11 protein-coding genes and 1 pseudogene are annotated in these 18,263 nt (G+C 48.3%); 11 read left to right on the forward strand and 1 reads right to left on the reverse strand.

Annotation, left to right across the window (positions count from 1 at the left end; genetic code table 11):
• The first annotated feature begins 48 nt into the window (after window positions 1-48).
• The 11 genes and pseudogenes from BLQ82_RS22460 to BLQ82_RS33240 form a co-directional block, all read left to right on the forward strand.
• On the forward strand, window positions 49-390 hold the full coding sequence (locus BLQ82_RS22460) for a hypothetical protein (protein ID WP_025704045.1): 342 nt from the start codon (window positions 49-51) through the stop codon (window positions 388-390).
• Window positions 391-900: 510 nt separating this feature from the next.
• The gene (locus BLQ82_RS22465; protein WP_062521243.1) at window positions 901-3,636 is read left to right on the forward strand and encodes an S-layer homology domain-containing protein; all 2,736 of its coding nucleotides are present in this window, start codon (window positions 901-903) and stop codon (window positions 3,634-3,636) included.
• Between the two features lie 92 nt (window positions 3,637-3,728).
• Entirely contained in the window at window positions 3,729-4,283 is a 555-nt protein-coding gene (locus BLQ82_RS22470) for a hypothetical protein (RefSeq protein WP_062521245.1), read from the forward strand.
• A 175-nt stretch (window positions 4,284-4,458) separates the two neighbouring features.
• The gene (locus BLQ82_RS22475) at window positions 4,459-4,728 is read left to right on the forward strand and encodes an alpha/beta-type small acid-soluble spore protein (protein WP_062521247.1); all 270 of its coding nucleotides are present in this window, start codon (window positions 4,459-4,461) and stop codon (window positions 4,726-4,728) included.
• A 258-nt stretch (window positions 4,729-4,986) separates the two neighbouring features.
• Window positions 4,987-6,189: a methionine adenosyltransferase gene (gene metK / locus BLQ82_RS22480; protein WP_062521249.1), complete on the forward strand. Its 1,203-nt coding sequence runs from the start codon at window positions 4,987-4,989 to the stop codon at window positions 6,187-6,189.
• 227 nt (window positions 6,190-6,416) lie between these two features.
• Entirely contained in the window at window positions 6,417-10,442 is a 4,026-nt protein-coding gene (locus BLQ82_RS22485; protein ID WP_062521251.1) for an Ig-like domain-containing protein, read from the forward strand.
• A gap of 214 nt (window positions 10,443-10,656) precedes the next feature.
• Complete coding sequence (locus tag BLQ82_RS22490) at window positions 10,657-13,386, forward strand: stalk domain-containing protein (RefSeq protein WP_082722565.1); 2,730 nt, start codon at window positions 10,657-10,659, stop codon at window positions 13,384-13,386.
• Between the two features lie 58 nt (window positions 13,387-13,444).
• Window positions 13,445-14,602 carry a sensor histidine kinase gene (locus BLQ82_RS22495; protein WP_025703624.1) on the forward strand — a complete coding sequence of 386 codons (1,158 nt, stop codon included), beginning with the start codon at window positions 13,445-13,447 and terminating at the stop codon, window positions 14,600-14,602.
• 4 nt (window positions 14,603-14,606) lie between these two features.
• Window positions 14,607-15,329, forward strand: a complete 723-nt coding sequence (locus BLQ82_RS22500; protein WP_062521253.1) for a response regulator — start codon at window positions 14,607-14,609, stop codon at window positions 15,327-15,329.
• Window positions 15,330-15,561: 232 nt separating this feature from the next.
• Window positions 15,562-16,005 carry a glycosyltransferase family A protein gene (locus tag BLQ82_RS22505; RefSeq protein ID WP_062521255.1) on the forward strand — a complete coding sequence of 148 codons (444 nt, stop codon included), beginning with the start codon at window positions 15,562-15,564 and terminating at the stop codon, window positions 16,003-16,005.
• Window positions 16,006-17,164: 1,159 nt separating this feature from the next.
• Window positions 17,165-17,914 (forward strand): annotated as a pseudogene (locus BLQ82_RS33240) (DEAD/DEAH box helicase family protein); the annotation flags it as partial.
• 86 nt (window positions 17,915-18,000) lie between these two features.
• On the opposite strand, the gene BLQ82_RS22515 reads toward BLQ82_RS33240, so the two are convergent.
• The coding region (locus tag BLQ82_RS22515; protein WP_483143698.1) for a YhjD family protein at window positions 18,001-18,263 on the reverse strand (263 nt) is incomplete at its 5' end.

Here is an 18,263-nt window from a genome sequence, read left to right on the forward strand (position 1 = left end):
GTTACAATAACTTAGAAAATAATATTTTCTGAAAGGTGAAAGCCATCGATGAAACCGATTTTATCAAAAGCACAGCTGGATTACATGAAAGCAAAGAATTCGTTTGAGAATAGAGCAAAGGTAATGGAGAAGGAGATTGCTGCAAAACGGGCACTCCAGGAGATCACGCAGGAGGTTATGGAAGAGCTTGTACAGACTACCGGGTTCCATGATGCATACAATGATCTTGTAACTGCAGAGAATGCTTTAATTGAATGGTCGCATACCACGATCAAACATGAGAAGACTTACCGGGAGAACCGCGGTGCAATTGATGCCATGTATGAGAATGTCAATTCAAGTCCTGAGAAACGCCAGGAGCTAATTCAACTATCCATGAAGATACGTTAGACTTTAGATAAAGGCGCCGGAAACGGCGCCTTTTGTTTTGTCAGGAAGAACTATTAGCTAAGTTGGTTTAAAAATGGATGATTATGTTTATTTACTTAACAAATATTGCTTAATGACGTCTGGAAAGTCCGTATGCTATACTGGTTCCCGTAGCGACCCATCATTAACATAGTTAGTAGAACATACATATTGTCTCTTCTAATTGGGACAGGGCCAGCCGTAACAATATTCAAAAATTTTTTTTGAACAAAGCGCAACTTTCTAGAAACTCCTGCGTTTAAGATGTAGAGTCACTTGCAGAAGGCATTGTTATTCATCATGATACTGAATAACAACGCCCAAATGGAAAAATTAGCTTTACGTGACTTGAGGCACATTGTATAATACTTAGGTAGAATTAGGAATCTAGTATTACTATGCCTTGAAGCTGGTTACAAGTTTCTGTGATACCCGTCACAGACATTATTTATACTTAATATGCTCAACTCGGGAAAGGGGGTGCATCGGCTAATGAGTGACATGAGCTACCCAACTAAAGAAGAATCTCAGTTCATGAACGTCCAAGGAGGAGAAAAAAAGGTTATGAAGAAAATTTTATCCGTAGCATTATCTACAGCAATGGCATTCTCGATGTTTGCCTCTGTAGCGTTTGGTGAAACTGCAACAACTCCACAAGCAAAATTTGATGCTTTGGCAGCAAAAGGTATCCTTAACGGCTACCCAGACGGTCAAGCACATCTTGAAAAAGATCTGACTCGCGGTGAATTCGCTAAGATCGTTACTAAATTGTTCGGTCTTACTGAAGTAACCGGCAAATTGTCTTACAAAGACAAAGGTTACACCGCCAAGAACTGGGCAGTGCCTTACATCGAAGCTGTAACTGCAGCTGGTTATATGCAAGGTCAAGATACTGTTAAAGGTATCTTCAACTACAACGGTAAAGTAACAGTTCAAGAAGTAGCGGCTGTATTGTTCCGCGCTCTGAAGCTGGAACAACCTGCTACAACTGATAACTCCGCATCCGCATGGGCTAAAGGCTATGCTCAAGCAGTTATCAACGCTGGTCTGGTTGCTCAAACCACCAACTTCAAAGGTAATGCTACTCGCTCTTTGGTAGTTGAAACAGCTTATGCAGTTGATCAAAAGACTGTAGCTCCTACTCTGACTGTAACTTCTGCAGAAGCAGTAAGCCCAACCAAAGTAGTTGTAACATTCTCTGACAAAACTACTGCAAATGTTGATCTGACAACTGCTCTGGTAGCAGGCGTTGAAACTCCAGTAACTTTCAAACACCTGGAAAAAGAATACACTGTGAAAGTAACACTGCAAGCGCCTAAGGTTGTTAGTGTTACAGCTCCAAACTCCAAGCAAGTGGTTGTGAAGTTCAACCGTGCTATCGATCCAGATACTTTGGTTGAAACTAACACCCTGATCGAAGGTGTAGTGAAATTAACTGAAGTTAGCAAAACAGTTGATGTAGCTAAGGATGCTAAGGTTGTTATCAGCGATGACGCAACTCAAGCTACAATTACCCTGGATGGGAATACTTTCCTTAAAGGTAACTATACTGTAGTAATCAACGACACAATTAAAACAACTGCTGGTGAAGCGATTCCTGCTTACACTAATTTGTTGCCTGTAGCTGATGTCGTTGCACCAACAGTGGTTTCCGTATCTGCTGTTGCAAAAACAACTACAAATAAAGTATATGTTAAACTGAGCGAGCCAGTTAAAACAGCTGGATTGATTGCTTATGTTAACGGTGCGGCTGCAAGTGTATCCCGTGATACTTACCAACCATTGGATGAAGTGACACTGACTGCTGGTACACTGAACAGCGGAACATCGTATGACGTGTCCCTGACTAACCTTTCAGACTATGCTGGTAACCTGGCTACACCTAATCCAGTTAAAACAACAGTAACTGTAACTTCCGATGTGCAAGCACCTGTAGTTCAAAAAGTAACTGCAATCGGTGACAAGACTGTTGAAGTTGTATTCAACAAAGCAGTCGATTACAACTCTTTGGTAGGTAATGTTCGTCTGTTGGATGCAAATGGCGAAAGCAAAGGCGTATTCACAATTAACACTACCAGCGATACCAAAACTTTCAAACTGACTAGCCCACTTGGCTCGTTACCATCCACTGGTACATTCTCCGGTAGCATCGTATTCGGTGCAACTGTTCGTGATACCATTGGTAACAACCTGGGTACTGCGGTGACTCAGCCTATCACCTTTAACAAAGACACTGTAGCTCCAACGGTAACAAGTATCACTTACAAGAGCAACAGCGGTCTGGTTATCAAGTTCTCTGAAGAAGTTAACCATGTAGCTGGAGTGAGTGGTCTTACCTTGATTAAAGATTCCACAGGCGTAGGTACAGCAATAACTTCTACCCCATTAAGATCTAAAGATGGTAAATCTTTGACCTTTGCTACTCCGGGTGGTGTTGTAGGGGCACATACACTGCGTCTGCCAGAAGGTTTGGTAGTTGATGCAAGCTTTGCTAAAAATAAACTTGCTGCAACAACTGTAGCGGTAACAGGAAGCACTACTTCTTCCGATTCCGACAGACCTAAAGTAACAAGCATTGTATATGCTGGAGAAAACACAAACGACTTCATCATTAAGGTAACTGTAACTGACAATTCGGGCGTAAGCGTTGCTTCCCTGACTGATCGCAACAGCTACACAATGGACAGCAAAGCATTGCCAACGGGCGCATTCATTACACTTGAATCCGCTGCTGATAATGCTACAACAAGAGTTGCACTTATCAATATCCCTAAATCTTCGATCAGTGAAACTAAGGACTATAAGTTCTTGGCTAACGGTGTGGCTGATACTGCCGGCAACGGTGTTGAAGCACACAATGAAGTAGCGATCAAACTTTATGACAATGTAGCTCCTAAACTGTCCTCTGCTGCAGTATCGTCTACAGATTCTGCTGTACTGATCGTAACCTTCTCTGAAAATGTTAAGGATATTCAACCAGCAGATCTGCTATTCAGCATCAACAGCAAAGAAATCACTCCTTTGACCTTTGATAAGGTTGGTAACAGCACCGATAAATGGTATGTTACATTCAATAAGAAGGACATTGATGCTTCCGCATCTTCCGGTGCTCAAGATCTTAACGCTAACAATATCAACACTATTACAGTTAAAGTTAAAGACACTGCAGACATCACTGACATCGCGAATAACAAAATTACTACTGGTACTGAAGTATCCGGTAAATAATACTGTTCCTCGTGTATTACCGAAGCAAAGAATAGCCTCTTCGGAGGCTATTCTTTTTTTTAATCATTTTCCATCCCTGAAGGAGGAAAGCAATGAAACCAGCAATGAAAGTATCGATGGCGGTTGTCTTGTTGAGTGGAGCCGTATGGGCGGGATCACTGATGAATCTTACTGCTGAAGGCGCTAGTGTAGGCAATCAGCCGGGTACAGCCGATGATCCGGTTGTCACCAAGAGCTATGTAGATCAACAGATTCAGAAAGCATTAGGGGGCGGAACAGCTGCAACGAACCCTCCAGTAGCTACAGCCACCGCATCCCCGACACCAACGGCCACTGCATCATCAAGTCCGCAGACATCTGCCCCTGCTAACAGTAACGAAGCTGTGATTGTAGATGTCAAACCAGGACAGACTTTATTTGGAGCTGCCGGTGCTGAATTTATTGTGCGTGCAGGTAAAGCCGTGATTTTCTCGGAAGCGGCCAATGGTGTAGCTGATTTGACGGATGGTAAGGATCTGGCCAATGGACAAGCTGCTCCCATGAATCATCTGTTATCTTTTCCCCGCGATGGGCGGGGGATCAACGTACAAGATGGTCAGAAATTAGGACTTGTTGTAATGGTTCGTGGTGGATATACGCTAAAATAATCTTTTATCATATGATTCGACAAGTCCTCTTCTATAATAATGTTGCCTGCTTAAGCAAAAATCATACCTGAGCGGCACTCATTACCACTGTTAACAAAGATTGATACGACTGAATGCAGCAACGCCGGCACACAATACTCCTGTATTCTTAAAATCTTCAGGAGGTGCAATAGACATGGCACGTAATAATCGCACTGTGGTACCGGAAAGCCGGGCTATGCTGAAACAAATGCAGTATGAGATTGCTTCTGAGTTTGGTTTATACGGTGCTTCTTATGGCGGAGGAACTGATACTGAATTTGGTTCTGAGCTAGGGGTAATGGGCGGCTCGATGGGATATGGAACTCCGTATCTGGGACATCTCACTTCCCGGGATAATGGATCTGTTGGGGGAGAAATTACCAAGAGGCTTGTGAAGCAGGCCGAACAGTCTCTTTTTAAATAAGAATGGGTTGAATTGACACCATCCGGTAAATAAGATAATATGACTTTTGTGGAAAGCCATAAACCTTTTCCAATCGGAAAAGGTTCATTTTTTGAACTTATCTGACAATATCAACTATGATTATTGAGTCTGGGGAATGGATATATTCTAGTTGGAAGCGGATCTGCCGGTTCTATTATCACACAATTCATCTGATCTGGCAGCCGTTGAAGCATCCCCTTATACAGTGTCAGACTAACAATATGGGAGGTTGTTGTATTGTCTATTAAAGGACGTCATTTGTTTACTTCAGAGTCCGTAACAGAAGGGCATCCCGATAAAATCTGCGATCAGATATCCGATGCAGTCCTTGATGCATTTTTAGCTAATGATCCGAATGCCCGTGTAGCCTGTGAAGTAGCTGTTGCCACCGGTCTGGTGTTGGTTATTGGAGAAATAAGCACCAAGTCGGAGTATGTAGATATCCCGGCAATTGTACGCAATACCCTCAAGGAGATTGGTTACACCCGCGCAAAATATGGTTTTGACTATAATACCTGTGCAGTGCTGACCTCGCTGAATGAACAATCGGCCGATATCGCACAAGGTGTAAACGCTGCATTGGAAAATCGTGACCCTGCACAGGTTGCCGAGGAAACGGCGAATATTGGTGCGGGTGACCAAGGGCTGATGTTTGGTTTTGCGACAAATGAAACGCCTGAATTAATGCCGCTGCCTATTGCCTTGTCTCACCGTATTGCCCGCCGTCTCTCTGAGGTGCGCAAGGATGGAACGCTTAATTATTTGCGCCCGGACGGCAAAACCCAGGTCACTATTGAATATGATAATGAAAGACCGGTGCGCGTGGATACGATAGTTGTCTCTACCCAGCATGCCGAAGAAATCTCACTTGAACAAATTCAGGCAGACATTAAGGAATATGTAATTTTGCCGGTGGTACCTTCTGAGCTGCTTGACGAGAACACTAAATATTTCATTAACCCTACTGGCCGTTTCGTCATTGGCGGTCCGCAAGGAGACGCCGGTCTAACCGGGCGCAAAATAATTGTCGATACCTATGGCGGGTATGCCCGTCACGGAGGCGGAGCTTTTTCAGGGAAAGATCCAACTAAAGTCGACCGTTCCGCAGCTTATGCAGCGCGTTATGTGGCTAAGAATCTAGTGGCTGCCGGGCTTGCTGAGAAATGCGAGATTCAATTGGCGTATGCGATTGGTGTAGCTAACCCTGTCTCGATTAATGTAGATACATACGGAACAGGCAAAATCAGTGAAGAAAAGCTGGCTGAGCTGATCAGCAGCAATTTTGATCTTCGTCCAGCCGGTATTATCTCGATGCTGGATCTGCGCAAACCACTCTATAGACAAACCGCGGCTTATGGTCATTTTGGACGGACGGATGTTGATCTTCCTTGGGAGCGCGTGGATAAAGCTGAAATGCTGAGGGGTCAGGCTGGAGTATAAACTATTGTAGGTTTTTATATTAATTTCTTCCTTATTATATGCAGGCCCGCAGGACAGCGCTTCGATCTTTGGAGCCGCTGCTGCGGGTTTTTTTGCGTACCAAAGTTTACTGATTTCTATTTACCTTTTTTCGACTGGAGCGTTTTCTAAACTTTGGAAGCCTTTTAACCGAAATAAAAGAATATATGTAAAAACGAAAGTTTGGCTTGAGAGGAGTCTATCACCACATGAAAAGAAAAATTACCATATGGGCAGCACTCATTCTGGCAGGGGATTTGCTCTTGGGGACTGTCTCCCCATCACTTGGACTTGGGACACCGGCAGTCTATGCTGCGGGTGAATTTGGAATGTCGGCAACTTCGCCGGCGGCAGGAGAAAAAAATATCAGCCTAGGCTCCTCGATCAAATTGAGCTTTGACCGTGTGGTGAACCCGCAGAGCGGGGATATCACGATAACTCAGGCTGGGAACCCCTTTGTCACTGTCTCTGTTGGCACTTTGGGTCTAGTCGGCAGCTCTAATTACTATGAAATCAGATGGGGGGCTGACAAGCCGTTAGAGCCTAACAAGAGCTATACGGTATCAATCCCTAAGGGATTGTTCAAAGACGGATCAGGAGCTGAGTCATCCGCGGCTTCCTGGGAGTTTACTACTTCTCCGGAAACAAGCCAGGGAGTATCGATAACGGAGTTCTCGCCGGTGAACAACTCGCGGCCGGATTCTGCAGCTCTAAATCAGTTAAGCTTCAGGCTGGGAAAAAAATTGCAAAAAGGCGGAGGGTCCGCCAAACTTATCTCTTCAGCAGATAACACGCTTGTTCAGGAGTTCAAATTCAGGGACGGAGAACCTAATGTTAATGTGCAGACCGATGGGACTACCACTTCTGTAAGTATGACATTGGCCAGTAAGCTGAATCCAGGGAGTACATATTATGTATTGATTGATAACTATGCGTTAAAAGATGATGAGAATCGCACATTTTCCGGGGTTTCCAGCGGCAGCATGTGGAGCTTCACAGCTAAAAGCACTGGAGTAGGCGCCAACGTTTCTCCTGCCGGGGGTTCTACTGGAGTAAATCCTACTAGTGATCTTCAGCTAGGCTTTGACCGTCCGATGATGCCGAATGCGGGAGTGATCTCGCTGACACCGGCTAACAATCCGGGGGGGACAAGATATTTTAACGTCAATTCTACAGCGGTTACCGGAGGCGGCACGACGACAATTACAATCGATGCTGCCTCAGAAGCGAATCCCCTGCTGGAAAAAACTATGTATACCGTTACTGTGCCGCAGGGAGCCTTTCATGACCAGGATGGAAATTTGTTCCCGGCTTCAGGCCCGCTTACATGGAGTTATACAACGAGTGAAGTCAAGGGGTTTGGCATCGAGGCCCTCTCTCCGGCAGACCGCAGCGAATCGGTAAGTCTAAATCCGCCGATCAAAATTACCTTTAACCGGAATGTTGTTCTTAATAACGCGGTGGCCGGTCCGGTAATCTTGTATAAAGGCGATGGAACGAAGCTGGAATCCACCCTCTCAGTGGGTTCCTCAGCCAAAGAGTTTATCGTAACTCCCGCTGCAGCGTTTGATAATAATACGACGTACTACTTGGATATTGCGAATGGCGCTTTTGTGGATGCCAATAACAGCCAAGTGATCTACGGTGGACTAAGCGGCAAAAATGCCTGGAGTTTTCAGACCTATTCTCTGGACAAGACTGCTCCCGTGCTCAAGTCGGCCCTGGTGGATAATAACCGCACGATCCGTCTGATTTATGACGAGGCGCTGAAAACGGAGGCAGCGCTGCTGCCCTCCAGCTTTGCAGTTACCGTTAATGATGAGAAGCGCGCTATTGATAGTATTTCTACCCAGGGAGATAGTATCTATATCAAATTAAGTACTGGTGTTACTGTTGGCCAGATTATCAAAGTCAGCTATTCAGGCGGGCTGCGCCCCATTCAGGATTCGAGCGGGAATAATGCCAGTACCTTTTCACAGTATCAGGTAACGAACGGAGTCCAGTCCGCACTGACTACTATAAAAGACGGGACGCTTACCGGGAAAACCGTATTGCTGAATTTTAATGATACACTGCAAGCAGTCAATCCCAATGCCTACAGCCAGTTCAACGTCTATGCAGATGGTTATTCGCTTGGGACAAATGCAATATCGTCGAGTGGTGCAAAGTTGAATTTAAGTTTAGACAACGCTGCAACGAACGCGCAGGTTATCCGTGTATCTTATTCTGCGGGCTCTTATCCCGTAGCGGATACGAATGGGCAGAGTGTAGCAAATTTCAGTGATTTTTATATCCGCAACAGTGGTGATAATGTGCCACCAGTATTTCAGAGTGCGGCCGGTTCCGGCAACAAAATAGTACTGACGTATAACGAGGGACTATCCTCAGCCAGTCTTCCAATGAACAGCCAGTTTTCCGTTCTGGTGGGCAATAAACCTAACTATGTTACGGCAGTAGCTGCTGGGGGCAATCAAGTTACCTTGACGCTCCAGAGTGCGCTGGCGGTTAATCAGCCGACTACAGTTTCATATGTACCGGGGACTTCAGGGATCACCGATCTTAACGGTAACCGTGCTCCCTATCTGAATCAGCAGAACGTAAACATTTCGGGAACCACAGTTTCAGATATCAGTTCAGCAACAATAACGGGCGATGAACTGCTGGTGACATTCAACAAAACCATGCAAGCTTCTTCAGGGCTGAACGCCAATCAATTTGGAGTCAGATTTGACGGCAGCACGGTTGGTATACAATCCTACTACATCTCCGGTAGTACGCTTAAATTGATGTTATCCAGTGTCGTGAAGAGCGGTCAAACGGTTGATTTATCCTACATGTCTGGTTCAGGGACGATCTCGGATCAAAGCGGGAATCTCTTAACTTCCTTTACCTCGCTGTCGGTACAGAATATGACGGGGGTGGCAGGGAATTCCTCGACAGCTGGCCGTCCCTCATACCTGGGGACACTTGCTGCAAGTGAGTTCGGAAAAGAATATCCTTTGCTCAAAACGGATTCCTCCACAGCAGCAGATGATCGTTCCGTATACAGCCAATCTGTAAAAAGATATAACCTGACGGCGGAACGCCTGGCTGCCAGCTATGATTATATATACAAACAAGGTACTTCTGCATTAGCATTTGAGGTGCCTTCAACCGACCGGTCAGCTTATGTGAGTGTGCCGCTCAAACCGCTGCTGGATGCAGTCAACCGTGACAGTAAGGCTGCTTTCCTTTTGCGTTATGGCGACAATATGTACCGTCTCGCGCTGAATGACGTGAATATGAACAGTCTTGCCGCGACTTTAATTGCGGACAGCAATAATATTTCGCTTGTGCTGCGGCTGGAAAAAGTCCCTGCCGGAACCTTTACACCGTTTGAGCAGAAGCTTCAGTCACAGGGGCTTCAGACCATCACAGGACTCATGGATATCCGCTTGAGCGCTGCGGTGAGCAGCAATTATGCTAATACTACCGCGCTGAGCGTACCGGCAGAATACGCAATCCGTACGACAGCTACGCTGAATAATGATCAGACTTCGGCGGCCCGATTGGATCTTGCCTACTATGATGCCGTTTATCTCCCTACCAAACTGAGTTCGGCAGGCAGTTATACAGTGGTTACAGCCAGTACTGTAGGCAACCAGGTCGTGGGTACATTCCTTTCGACCCGGAGCTTTACAGATATGAATAGCCATTGGAGCAAATCCATTGTGTCCCAGCTTGCCGCCAAGAATATAATCGACAGCAGCTATGGCAGCACCTTCAAACCCGAACAGAAGATCACCCGCGCAGAATTTGCGGTCATGCTAAGCCGTGGGCTGGGGCTGCTTGGCAGCCGTGAGACGGCACAGCGGTTTAGAGATGTACAGCCTTCCACCCAAACCGGTGATTATATTGGTGCGGCTGCCAAAGCGGGGATTATTACCGGAAATACGGATGCAACATTCCGCCCCAATGATAATATCACCCGCGAGCAGCTGGCGATTATGATTATCCGGGCTATGGAGTACACCGGACATCCGATAACCTTAAATGGAACTTCTGCTACCGCATTGGCTGCATTTAAGGACCGCTCTAAGATTCAGAACCAAGCTGCTGAATTTGTGGCGAAGGCCGTGCAGCAAGGGATTATCTTGGGGATGACAACCACTGAATTCCAGCCACAGGGGAATGCCACACGTGCCCAAGCTGCGGTTATGCTGCAGCGGATGCTTACTATGGCCGGATATCTATAAAAAATCTTGCTGCACTGAGGCTCCGTGTATACGGGGCCTTTTTGCATGTTATGAACCGTTTCAGCCAGCTGTCAAATTGAACCCAGTCTAGCAATATTCGCAACTTTTCCTCTCAAAATCAGTCTATTAAAGGTATAGCAGGAAACTAGGAACGCGTTTCCAGCCTTTGAAAGACGTTTATATTTGAAAATAGAGATGGGAGAGTTACGTTGAAATGAATGAAGTTTTCATGGGGAAGAAAAACGAAGAGCAGTTACGGGGAATGAATAAGCTGCCGGCTAAAAAATGGATTGCTGCCTCATTAGCCGGTGTATTGTGGATCATGCCTGTCCTGGGCAGTGAGGGGCTGCCGCAATGGGCTTCGGGACCGGCCTCTGTGGCCCAAGCAGCCTCCTCCTTGAATGTAACCAAGCTGGGTGAAGAGGTTATTACCTCAGGGGCTATTATGATGAAGTATAAATTCACAACGGTCCGTTCCGGAAAAACGGCAACCGGTCTGGCAGATGTGATCCGTGTAGATCTAAACAATCCTTACGTATCCCTGGATGTAATGACCGGCAAAGGCGGCAAACTGACTACACGGCAAAGCACCGGCGGTATGGCTGCGGAGACAGGAGCGGTAGCTGCGGTAAACGGGGACTATTTCAATACAGGCGGAGAAGGCGCCCCTATCGGGGGACAGGTATCCGGCGGGGTTGTAGTATCTACACCTTCGCAGCTTAACGGAATGTACGCCTTTGCTGTAACCAAGGACCGCAAACCCGTAATCGACCAGTATTCGTTCGAGGGACTGCTTACTGCAGAGGACGGAGCGCAGTTTCCGCTGGCAGGCATCAACAAGGGAGCATACAGCCCCGAGGACGGCAGTTCAACGTATAGTCATGCCAATGCAGCTTACATCTATACAGATGCCTGGACCGCGCTAGAGCGTCCTAAGAACAGCTCCACTACACCTACTGAGGTGCTTGTGGAGAATGATATCATTACCCAGATTTCAGCAGATAAGGCCTTGTCCATGGCTGTTCCAAAAGGAGCCTACATCTTGCGGACACACGGGCTTGGGGCGCAGTTTGTGAAAAACCATCTTGCTGTAGGGCAAAAGCTCAGCAGTGCCTACACCCTGAAGTCCAAATCTACGCAGCAGGAACTTGATCCGGCCAGCCTGCAGATGATGATCGGAGGGCATACCATTCTGGTGAACGATGGGAAGGCGACATCCTTTTCCCGTTCGACTTCCAGTATCGGCGGCTTCCGCGCCCGTACAGCACTGGGGTATTCGCAGAGTGGCCAGTATGTGTACGTGGTCGCAGTGGAGGATAATGCCAACAGCGCAGGCATGTCGCTAACCGAACTGCAAAACTTCATGGCGAATATCGGTGTCTGGAAAGGCATGAATCTGGATGGAGGCGGCTCTACAACGATGGTAGACCGGCCGCTTGCGGAAACTTCCGCCACACTTACCTTCAATACCGAATATGGCACCGAGCAGCGCAGTGTCGTCAATGGCCTGGGTGTCTATACCTCGGCTCCCAAGGGGGAAGTGAAGGGGATTAAGATTAGCGGCAGCACAGTGCTGCTGATCGGGCAAAAGGCAACGTACTCTTTAAAAGGTTATGATACTTACTACAATCCAATTGATGTAGCATCAGGCAATCCTTCCTGGACGGCAAGCAACGGCAGCGTAACTGTAAATGGCGGGGAAGCCACTGCAGTCAAAGCCGGTACAGCGACAATAAAGGCTGCCAGCGGCACAGCCAGTGCCTCGACCGAGGTTACGGTACTGGGTGGTGAGAATTTATCCAGCCTGACGGTGGGGACAGCTACAGCGCCGCTTACCCCAGGAGCATCAGTATCGGTACCGGTGACAGCCTTAGCAAAAAATGGAGCTTCGCTTACCGTTCCGCCTGCATCCTTGAAATGGGAGCTTATCGGCTTTAAGGGCAGTGTGCAGGACGGCAAATTGACGGTCGATTCGGTAGACCCCGGAGTTACGACAGGTTATGCTATCGCCCGTTATGACGGATTCAGCACTGCTGTTGTACTATCAGCAGCAGCGGCTACCCCATGGGAGAATTTCGAAAATGTGAGCTATCCTATTGCATTTACATCCAATGTTAACAGTGTGACAGGAACAGCCGGAGTTGCAGCCGGCAGTGCAGAAAAAGCTGGCTCCAAAGTGCTGTCACTCAGCTATGATATGACAGCCGGCAGCGGTAAGATGTACGCTTATGCCCAGCTCAATGGAACCAGCGGCAAAAATATTCCTGCTGCAGCAACATCCATGTCGCTTGATGTGATGGGGGATATGAGTCTTAACTGGCTGCGGGCTGAGGTGGTGGACGGAAGCGGAAAAATATCCTATATCGATCTGGCCAAAGTAATCGACTGGAATGGCTGGAAGAGCCTAAATATTGATCTGTCAGGCTCCGGCATCAAATTCCCGGCAGCGCTGAAGCGCCTGTATGTGGTCAATGTGGAAGAAGGCCAGGATGAGCGGGCCAAGACAGGTACGGTTGCTTTTGACAATATATCTTTCGTAATGCCTTCGCTCTCCAGTGAAGCCGGACTTCCGAAGGGAACCGCTGCAATGAGCATCGGCTCCAAGTCCATAACGGTCAACGGCGCAAAGAAGGCGATCGATGTGGCTCCAATTGTCAAAGATGCAAGCACTTATGTGCCGATTAAAGTCGTTTTGGATGCCTTTGGCGGCAGTGCGGCATGGGATAAAAACACCAAGAAAATTATGGTGCTCCGTGGAGCCAAGGCGCTTGACCTGACGGTTAACAAAAAGGAATTTGTATTGAATGGTAAACGCCAAACTGCTGAAGTAGCGCCTTTAATCCTACAGGGCAGGACTTTAGTACCGCTAAGATTGGTCTCGGAACAGCTGGGATTAACCGTAAAATGGGAACAGAAAACGAAGACCGTAACTATCGAATCATGATATGGTAATATTAAAGGAAAGCCTTTAATACGATCCGATAGAAATGGGGCAAGCATCCGTGGAATTTCAAGCCGATGCGATAGATCGCGTTATTAAGAATACCATCGACGTGATGGAGAGCAGCAAGTATCAGATATTTGAAATATTGCAGGTTGCACGGGATGAGCTTGTTGCACTCACCAAAGAACTGCAGCGGGTTATGGAAGAAACGGATGAAACATTGCAAAAGGTAGACAAGCTGGAGCTTCAGTACCACCGCTCCCGGATCCGGCTGACGGAGGTCAGCCGGGATTTTGTCCGCTACTCTGAGAAGGATATCCGGGTCGCTTATGAGAAAGCAACAGAGCTTCAGCTTGAGCTCATGATGACGAGGGAGCGGGAGGTCTATCTTCGGAGCAGGCGCGATGAACTGCAGATGCGTGTCCGCAGTGTCGAAAATTCAGTAGAGCGTGCTGAATCCATCGGTTCGCAAATGAGCGTTGTGTTGGAATATCTGTCCGGAGAACTAGGACAAGTGACTAGAATTGTCGAATCTGCGAAAAACAGACAGATGATCGGACTAAAAATAATCCTGGCTCAGGAAGAGGAACGGAAGAGAATTGCCCGGGAAATTCATGACGGTCCTGCTCAAATGCTGGCGAATCTAGTCCTAAGGACGGAAATTGTAGAAAGAATGCTGGTAAAGCAGGAATTTGGGTTGGTGCAGGACGAAGTACTAGACTTGAAAGGGCAGGTAAGATACAGCCTGGAAGAAATGCGGAAGGTGATCTTTAATCTGCGCCCGATGGCGCTCGACGATTTGGGACTGATTCCGACACTTCGAAAATACGTGCATGATTATGAGGAAAAGACGAAAATCCGTACCTCTTTTGAAACAAGGGGCAAGGAGCACAGGCTGTCATCCGCCATGGAGGCAGCGGTATACCGTCTGGTGCAGGAAGCGTTGTCGAATGCGGCCAAGCATGCTTTTCCAAGTTACGTATTGGTGGAGATCACCTATCAGGCACAGCTGATCAAGATTGTCGTGAAGGATAACGGGTTAGGCTTCAATGTGAAAAAAACCAGTGAACAGGCAAACCGCGAAAGCTTTGGGCTGGTCGGCATGCGGGAACGCGTGGAACTGCTCGAAGGAAGAATGGAGATCCTGTCAGCCGAGAATCAAGGCACAACAATCGTAATTCACATTCCGACGAATGTGGAAAAAGGAAAGGAGTAATGTGATGGAAAACCAGAGTACTGGCAAGTCGCCCATTAAAGTTCTTTTGGCCGACGATCATCAGTTGTTTCGTGAAGGGCTTAAGCGGATTTTGAACATGGAGGAAGATATTGAGGTTATCGGGGAATGCGGTGACGGTATCCAGGTGCTTGAATTCTGTAATGAAAACAAACCGGATATCGTACTGATGGACATCAACATGCCGATTGAAAATGGTGTGGAGGCCACGCAAAAGCTGCGGGAAATGTTCCCTGATGTCAAAGTGATTATTTTATCGATTCATGATGATGAGAGCTATGTGTTTGAAACACTGCGCAAGGGGGCCAATGGATACCTGCTGAAGGATATGGAGGCGGAATCGCTGATCAATGCTATCCGTTCTGTCTGTGAAGGGCATGCCTTCATTCATCCGAAGGTTACCGGGAAGCTGATTAACCAGCTGCGCCGCATGACGTACCTCAATGAGACAGGAGCTATTGCGGAAACCGCGGTTAAAGAGGCTGGCGTCAAATTTGTCGCTGGTGACAACAATCCCCTGACCCGGCGTGAAGCGGAGGTACTGCGGCTGATGGCGGAGGGCAAGAGTAACAAGATGATTGGAGAATACCTCTTTATCAGCGAAAAAACCGTCAAAAACCATGTTAGCAGCATCCTGCAAAAAATGGAGGTTGACGATCGTACGCAGGCTGTCATTAATTCGATTAAATATGGGTGGGTAACCCTCTAATCCTCCGCTGGTTTTTGAAATATTACATATAATGATTGCAGCTGTTCTGCTGCAGTCAGAGTATTGTTTGAGTTCTACCCGTAAGGATGAAAAGCAGCCCGGCTGTATGCGTGCAGGCTGAATGTATGGAACCGTATAATGGGGGCAGGAAGGCAGACGCGAGTCTGATCTGGGCAGTCACCGACCTTTTAACATCGGCATATAGTGTCGGTATAAGAGGAGGTGTATCTCCATGGTAGCCCAGTTAATATGGATTGCGGCCATCTATGTTATTGCGGTATTGCTGGTTCATATTCTGCATAAAGGGGGGCAATCCCGGCAGCGCAGCCAGTCTGGCAAACGGCTTCATTACATTCTGATCACCCGTAATCATGAATATGTGGTGGAGTGGTATATCCGGGCGCTGACCTTCCATGCTTTGCTGAGCGGAAAGAGGCTTCAGGTAACCTTAATGGATGACGGGTCGAGTGATGCAACGATGGATGTAGCCTTACGGCTTGCCCTGGGTGGTTCTGCACTGGAATTTGCCCCGGCCGTTCCTATCGGCTTTTTGGAATCAGACCCGAAGCTTCAGCCAGGCATCATAGTGGATCTAAGGGAGCCTGGGCAAGCTGTTCCGCTGCCTTTTTTACAAATGCCGTGGAGTAAGGGATGCAGATCAAAGAGAGGCGAATAATCATATCATATGCAAGCAATGCAAGAAACGGGTGAAGCACACCCTCCAAATTTGGAGGAGTGTGCTTTTTTGCTATTTTTGGGAAATATACAATTCTAAAAATGTAAAAATCCATGAAATGTAGCATAAATAAGCTGGGGTTCTCCTGACTGCCGTAAACCATTAAAAATCTTGCATGGTGTACAACACTGTATGTCTTAAGCAGACCAAATTGGCGAGCATCCTGTATGTTCTACAACAATCTATGTCCTGATCACGCCATATAAACAAAAATCTTGCGAATTGTACAACAATATGTTGTCTGAGCACACCAAATTGACACAGAACTTGCATATTGTCCAACATATGCAGGCGTGTAAGCATCAACCCGTATCTACCCGGTAGAGTCATTGTATTCTTCAGTTAAGGATGAGCCGGAAGTTCAAGAGAAAAGTTGTTAGAGTGGTAACTTCAAGAAGATGATGCAATTTAAGTATGGTATTCAATGCTGATTTTGCCGAAGCTGATTCAAAGGAATTATATTAACAAAACTAATAGGAGGTAGAATAAGGTGCAAACTGCTGTCTATGCAGTAAAGCTTGACGGGAATTGGAATATACGGGTTTCACTCGATATGAATGTAGACAGATTATGGTGGAGCGGGACTGGAGAAGAACGGGAGGGCTGGAATACCAGGGCTGTGGACAAGCTGGTGATCCTCTCCTCCGCGCTTCCCCTGGGTTGGGCTGTGAAGCTCAGAGAGAGCTGGAGATCAACCCGAGCCGGGCGGCAATGGCAGGTTGAAGACTGGGGAAAATATATGACAGAGGTACTTAAGGGAGAGATTGCCGGGGAACGGGATGCAGGAGGAGGCTGGTGCGAGGAGAGATTATATCAAGAGGTTTTTGTCTGTACGTTGGTTAATGCAGCGGAGGTTACTGCTGTACAACATGGGAAGGCGTATAGGAAGGAAGAGAAGTACAGGCCGGTGCTAGACGCTGAAGGAGGCGGAAGACACCTGGCTCTTGGAGCAGCGGCAGAACAATTGGTACAAGCGCTGGAGGGCCGCTCGCTGCTGGAGCCTGAGGTGGAAGCGCTCCTTGCGGAACGGCTTCCCGGGATGGCAGGACAGTGGCGTGCAGCAGCCCAGCTTGCCCAGCTCCAGGGGTGGCTGAGACTGGAGGCCGCTGTGGGGGAAGCGCCTGCGCTTCGCAGCACGGCGCGCGGCGCCTTCGCGCGCCTTCCTGGCGGCCGGCTCCCTGCCCTCGCCGGCCGCTTCCTGCACGCTGCGGCGCTCCGCCTGCCGCAGCTGCGCCTGCCCCGGCGCGGCGCTGCCGCCCGCCGCGCGGAGCTGCGCTGCCTGCGCTGCGGCAGCGCTGCCACGGGCCGCACGGCCTGCGCCGCGTGCGGCCTTGCGGGCTGCGCCTATTGCGAGGCCTGCCTCGCACTCGGGCGCAGCCGGGCTTGCGCGCTGCTGCTGCGCAGCGCGGCTTCTCCGGCCGTGCGGTGCACGGCCGGGGGTTCGCCCACCGTGGCGGCACGCCGGTGGGGGCTAAGCGCGGCGCAGGCGGGAGCCGCCGGCGCTGCGCTGGGGTTCCTGGCGGAGCCGCGGCAGCGCTCCGCCGTATCCAGCCCAGAGCGGTTCCTGCTCTGGGCCGTCACGGGAGCGGGGAAAACGGAGATCACGTTCCCGCTCCTGGAGGCAGTGCTCGCTGCCGGAGGCCGCGCACTCGTCGCAACGCCGCGGCGCGACGTTGTGCTGGAGCTGGCGCCGCGGCTCGCACGGGCATTCCCGGCGGAGACACTCGCCGTGCTGTACGGCGGCAGCGCAGACCGCTGGGCTTCTGGCCAGCTGACCCTGGCCACCACCCATCAGCTGCTGCGCTTCCACCAGAGCTTTGACCTCGTCATCATTGACGAGCTCGACGCCTAACCGTAGATGTTAATTTACACACGATATTGCATGTTTCTTCATTATAAATACAAATAAACCTCGGGAATTAGTCCGAGGTTTTCTCATTTCAGATAATCATTCAATACACTTCCATAATCAGCGGTGTATTGGGTGAGCCTCAGACTGATTTCCGTCTTCATGACATCGCGGGTCATGCCAAAGCGCTCCTGATAGCCACGGTAATAGATCATATTATAGATGATAAAATCGTCGTTCTTATCTTCAACCACTTTGACATTCCGCTGCTTCAATTCTTGACGTAAACGATATATATCCTGCATGATCCGTTTTTGTATGTATTGTCCGGCCATTAGGTACGTCTTTG

The sequence above is a fragment of the Paenibacillus jilunlii genome, from assembly GCF_900102965.1.
In the GTDB taxonomy this organism is placed as follows: domain Bacteria; phylum Bacillota; class Bacilli; order Paenibacillales; family Paenibacillaceae; genus Paenibacillus_AQ; species Paenibacillus_AQ jilunlii.

What these genes read in the sequence shown, in the direction of transcription:
- BLQ82_RS22460 (WP_025704045.1), top strand. Translation starts at nt 49, where the DNA reads ATGAAACCGATTTTATCAAAAGCACAGCTGGATTACATGAAAGCAAAG.
- BLQ82_RS22465 (WP_062521243.1), top strand. Translation starts at nt 901, where the DNA reads ATGAGTGACATGAGCTACCCAACTAAAGAAGAATCTCAGTTCATGAAC.
- BLQ82_RS22470 (WP_062521245.1), top strand. Translation starts at nt 3,729, where the DNA reads ATGAAACCAGCAATGAAAGTATCGATGGCGGTTGTCTTGTTGAGTGGA.
- BLQ82_RS22475 (WP_062521247.1), top strand. Translation starts at nt 4,459, where the DNA reads ATGGCACGTAATAATCGCACTGTGGTACCGGAAAGCCGGGCTATGCTG.
- BLQ82_RS22485 (WP_062521251.1), top strand. Translation starts at nt 6,417, where the DNA reads ATGAAAAGAAAAATTACCATATGGGCAGCACTCATTCTGGCAGGGGAT.
- BLQ82_RS22490 (WP_082722565.1), top strand. Translation starts at nt 10,657, where the DNA reads ATGAATGAAGTTTTCATGGGGAAGAAAAACGAAGAGCAGTTACGGGGA.
- BLQ82_RS22500 (WP_062521253.1), top strand. Translation starts at nt 14,607, where the DNA reads ATGGAAAACCAGAGTACTGGCAAGTCGCCCATTAAAGTTCTTTTGGCC.
- BLQ82_RS22505 (WP_062521255.1), top strand. Translation starts at nt 15,562, where the DNA reads ATGGTAGCCCAGTTAATATGGATTGCGGCCATCTATGTTATTGCGGTA.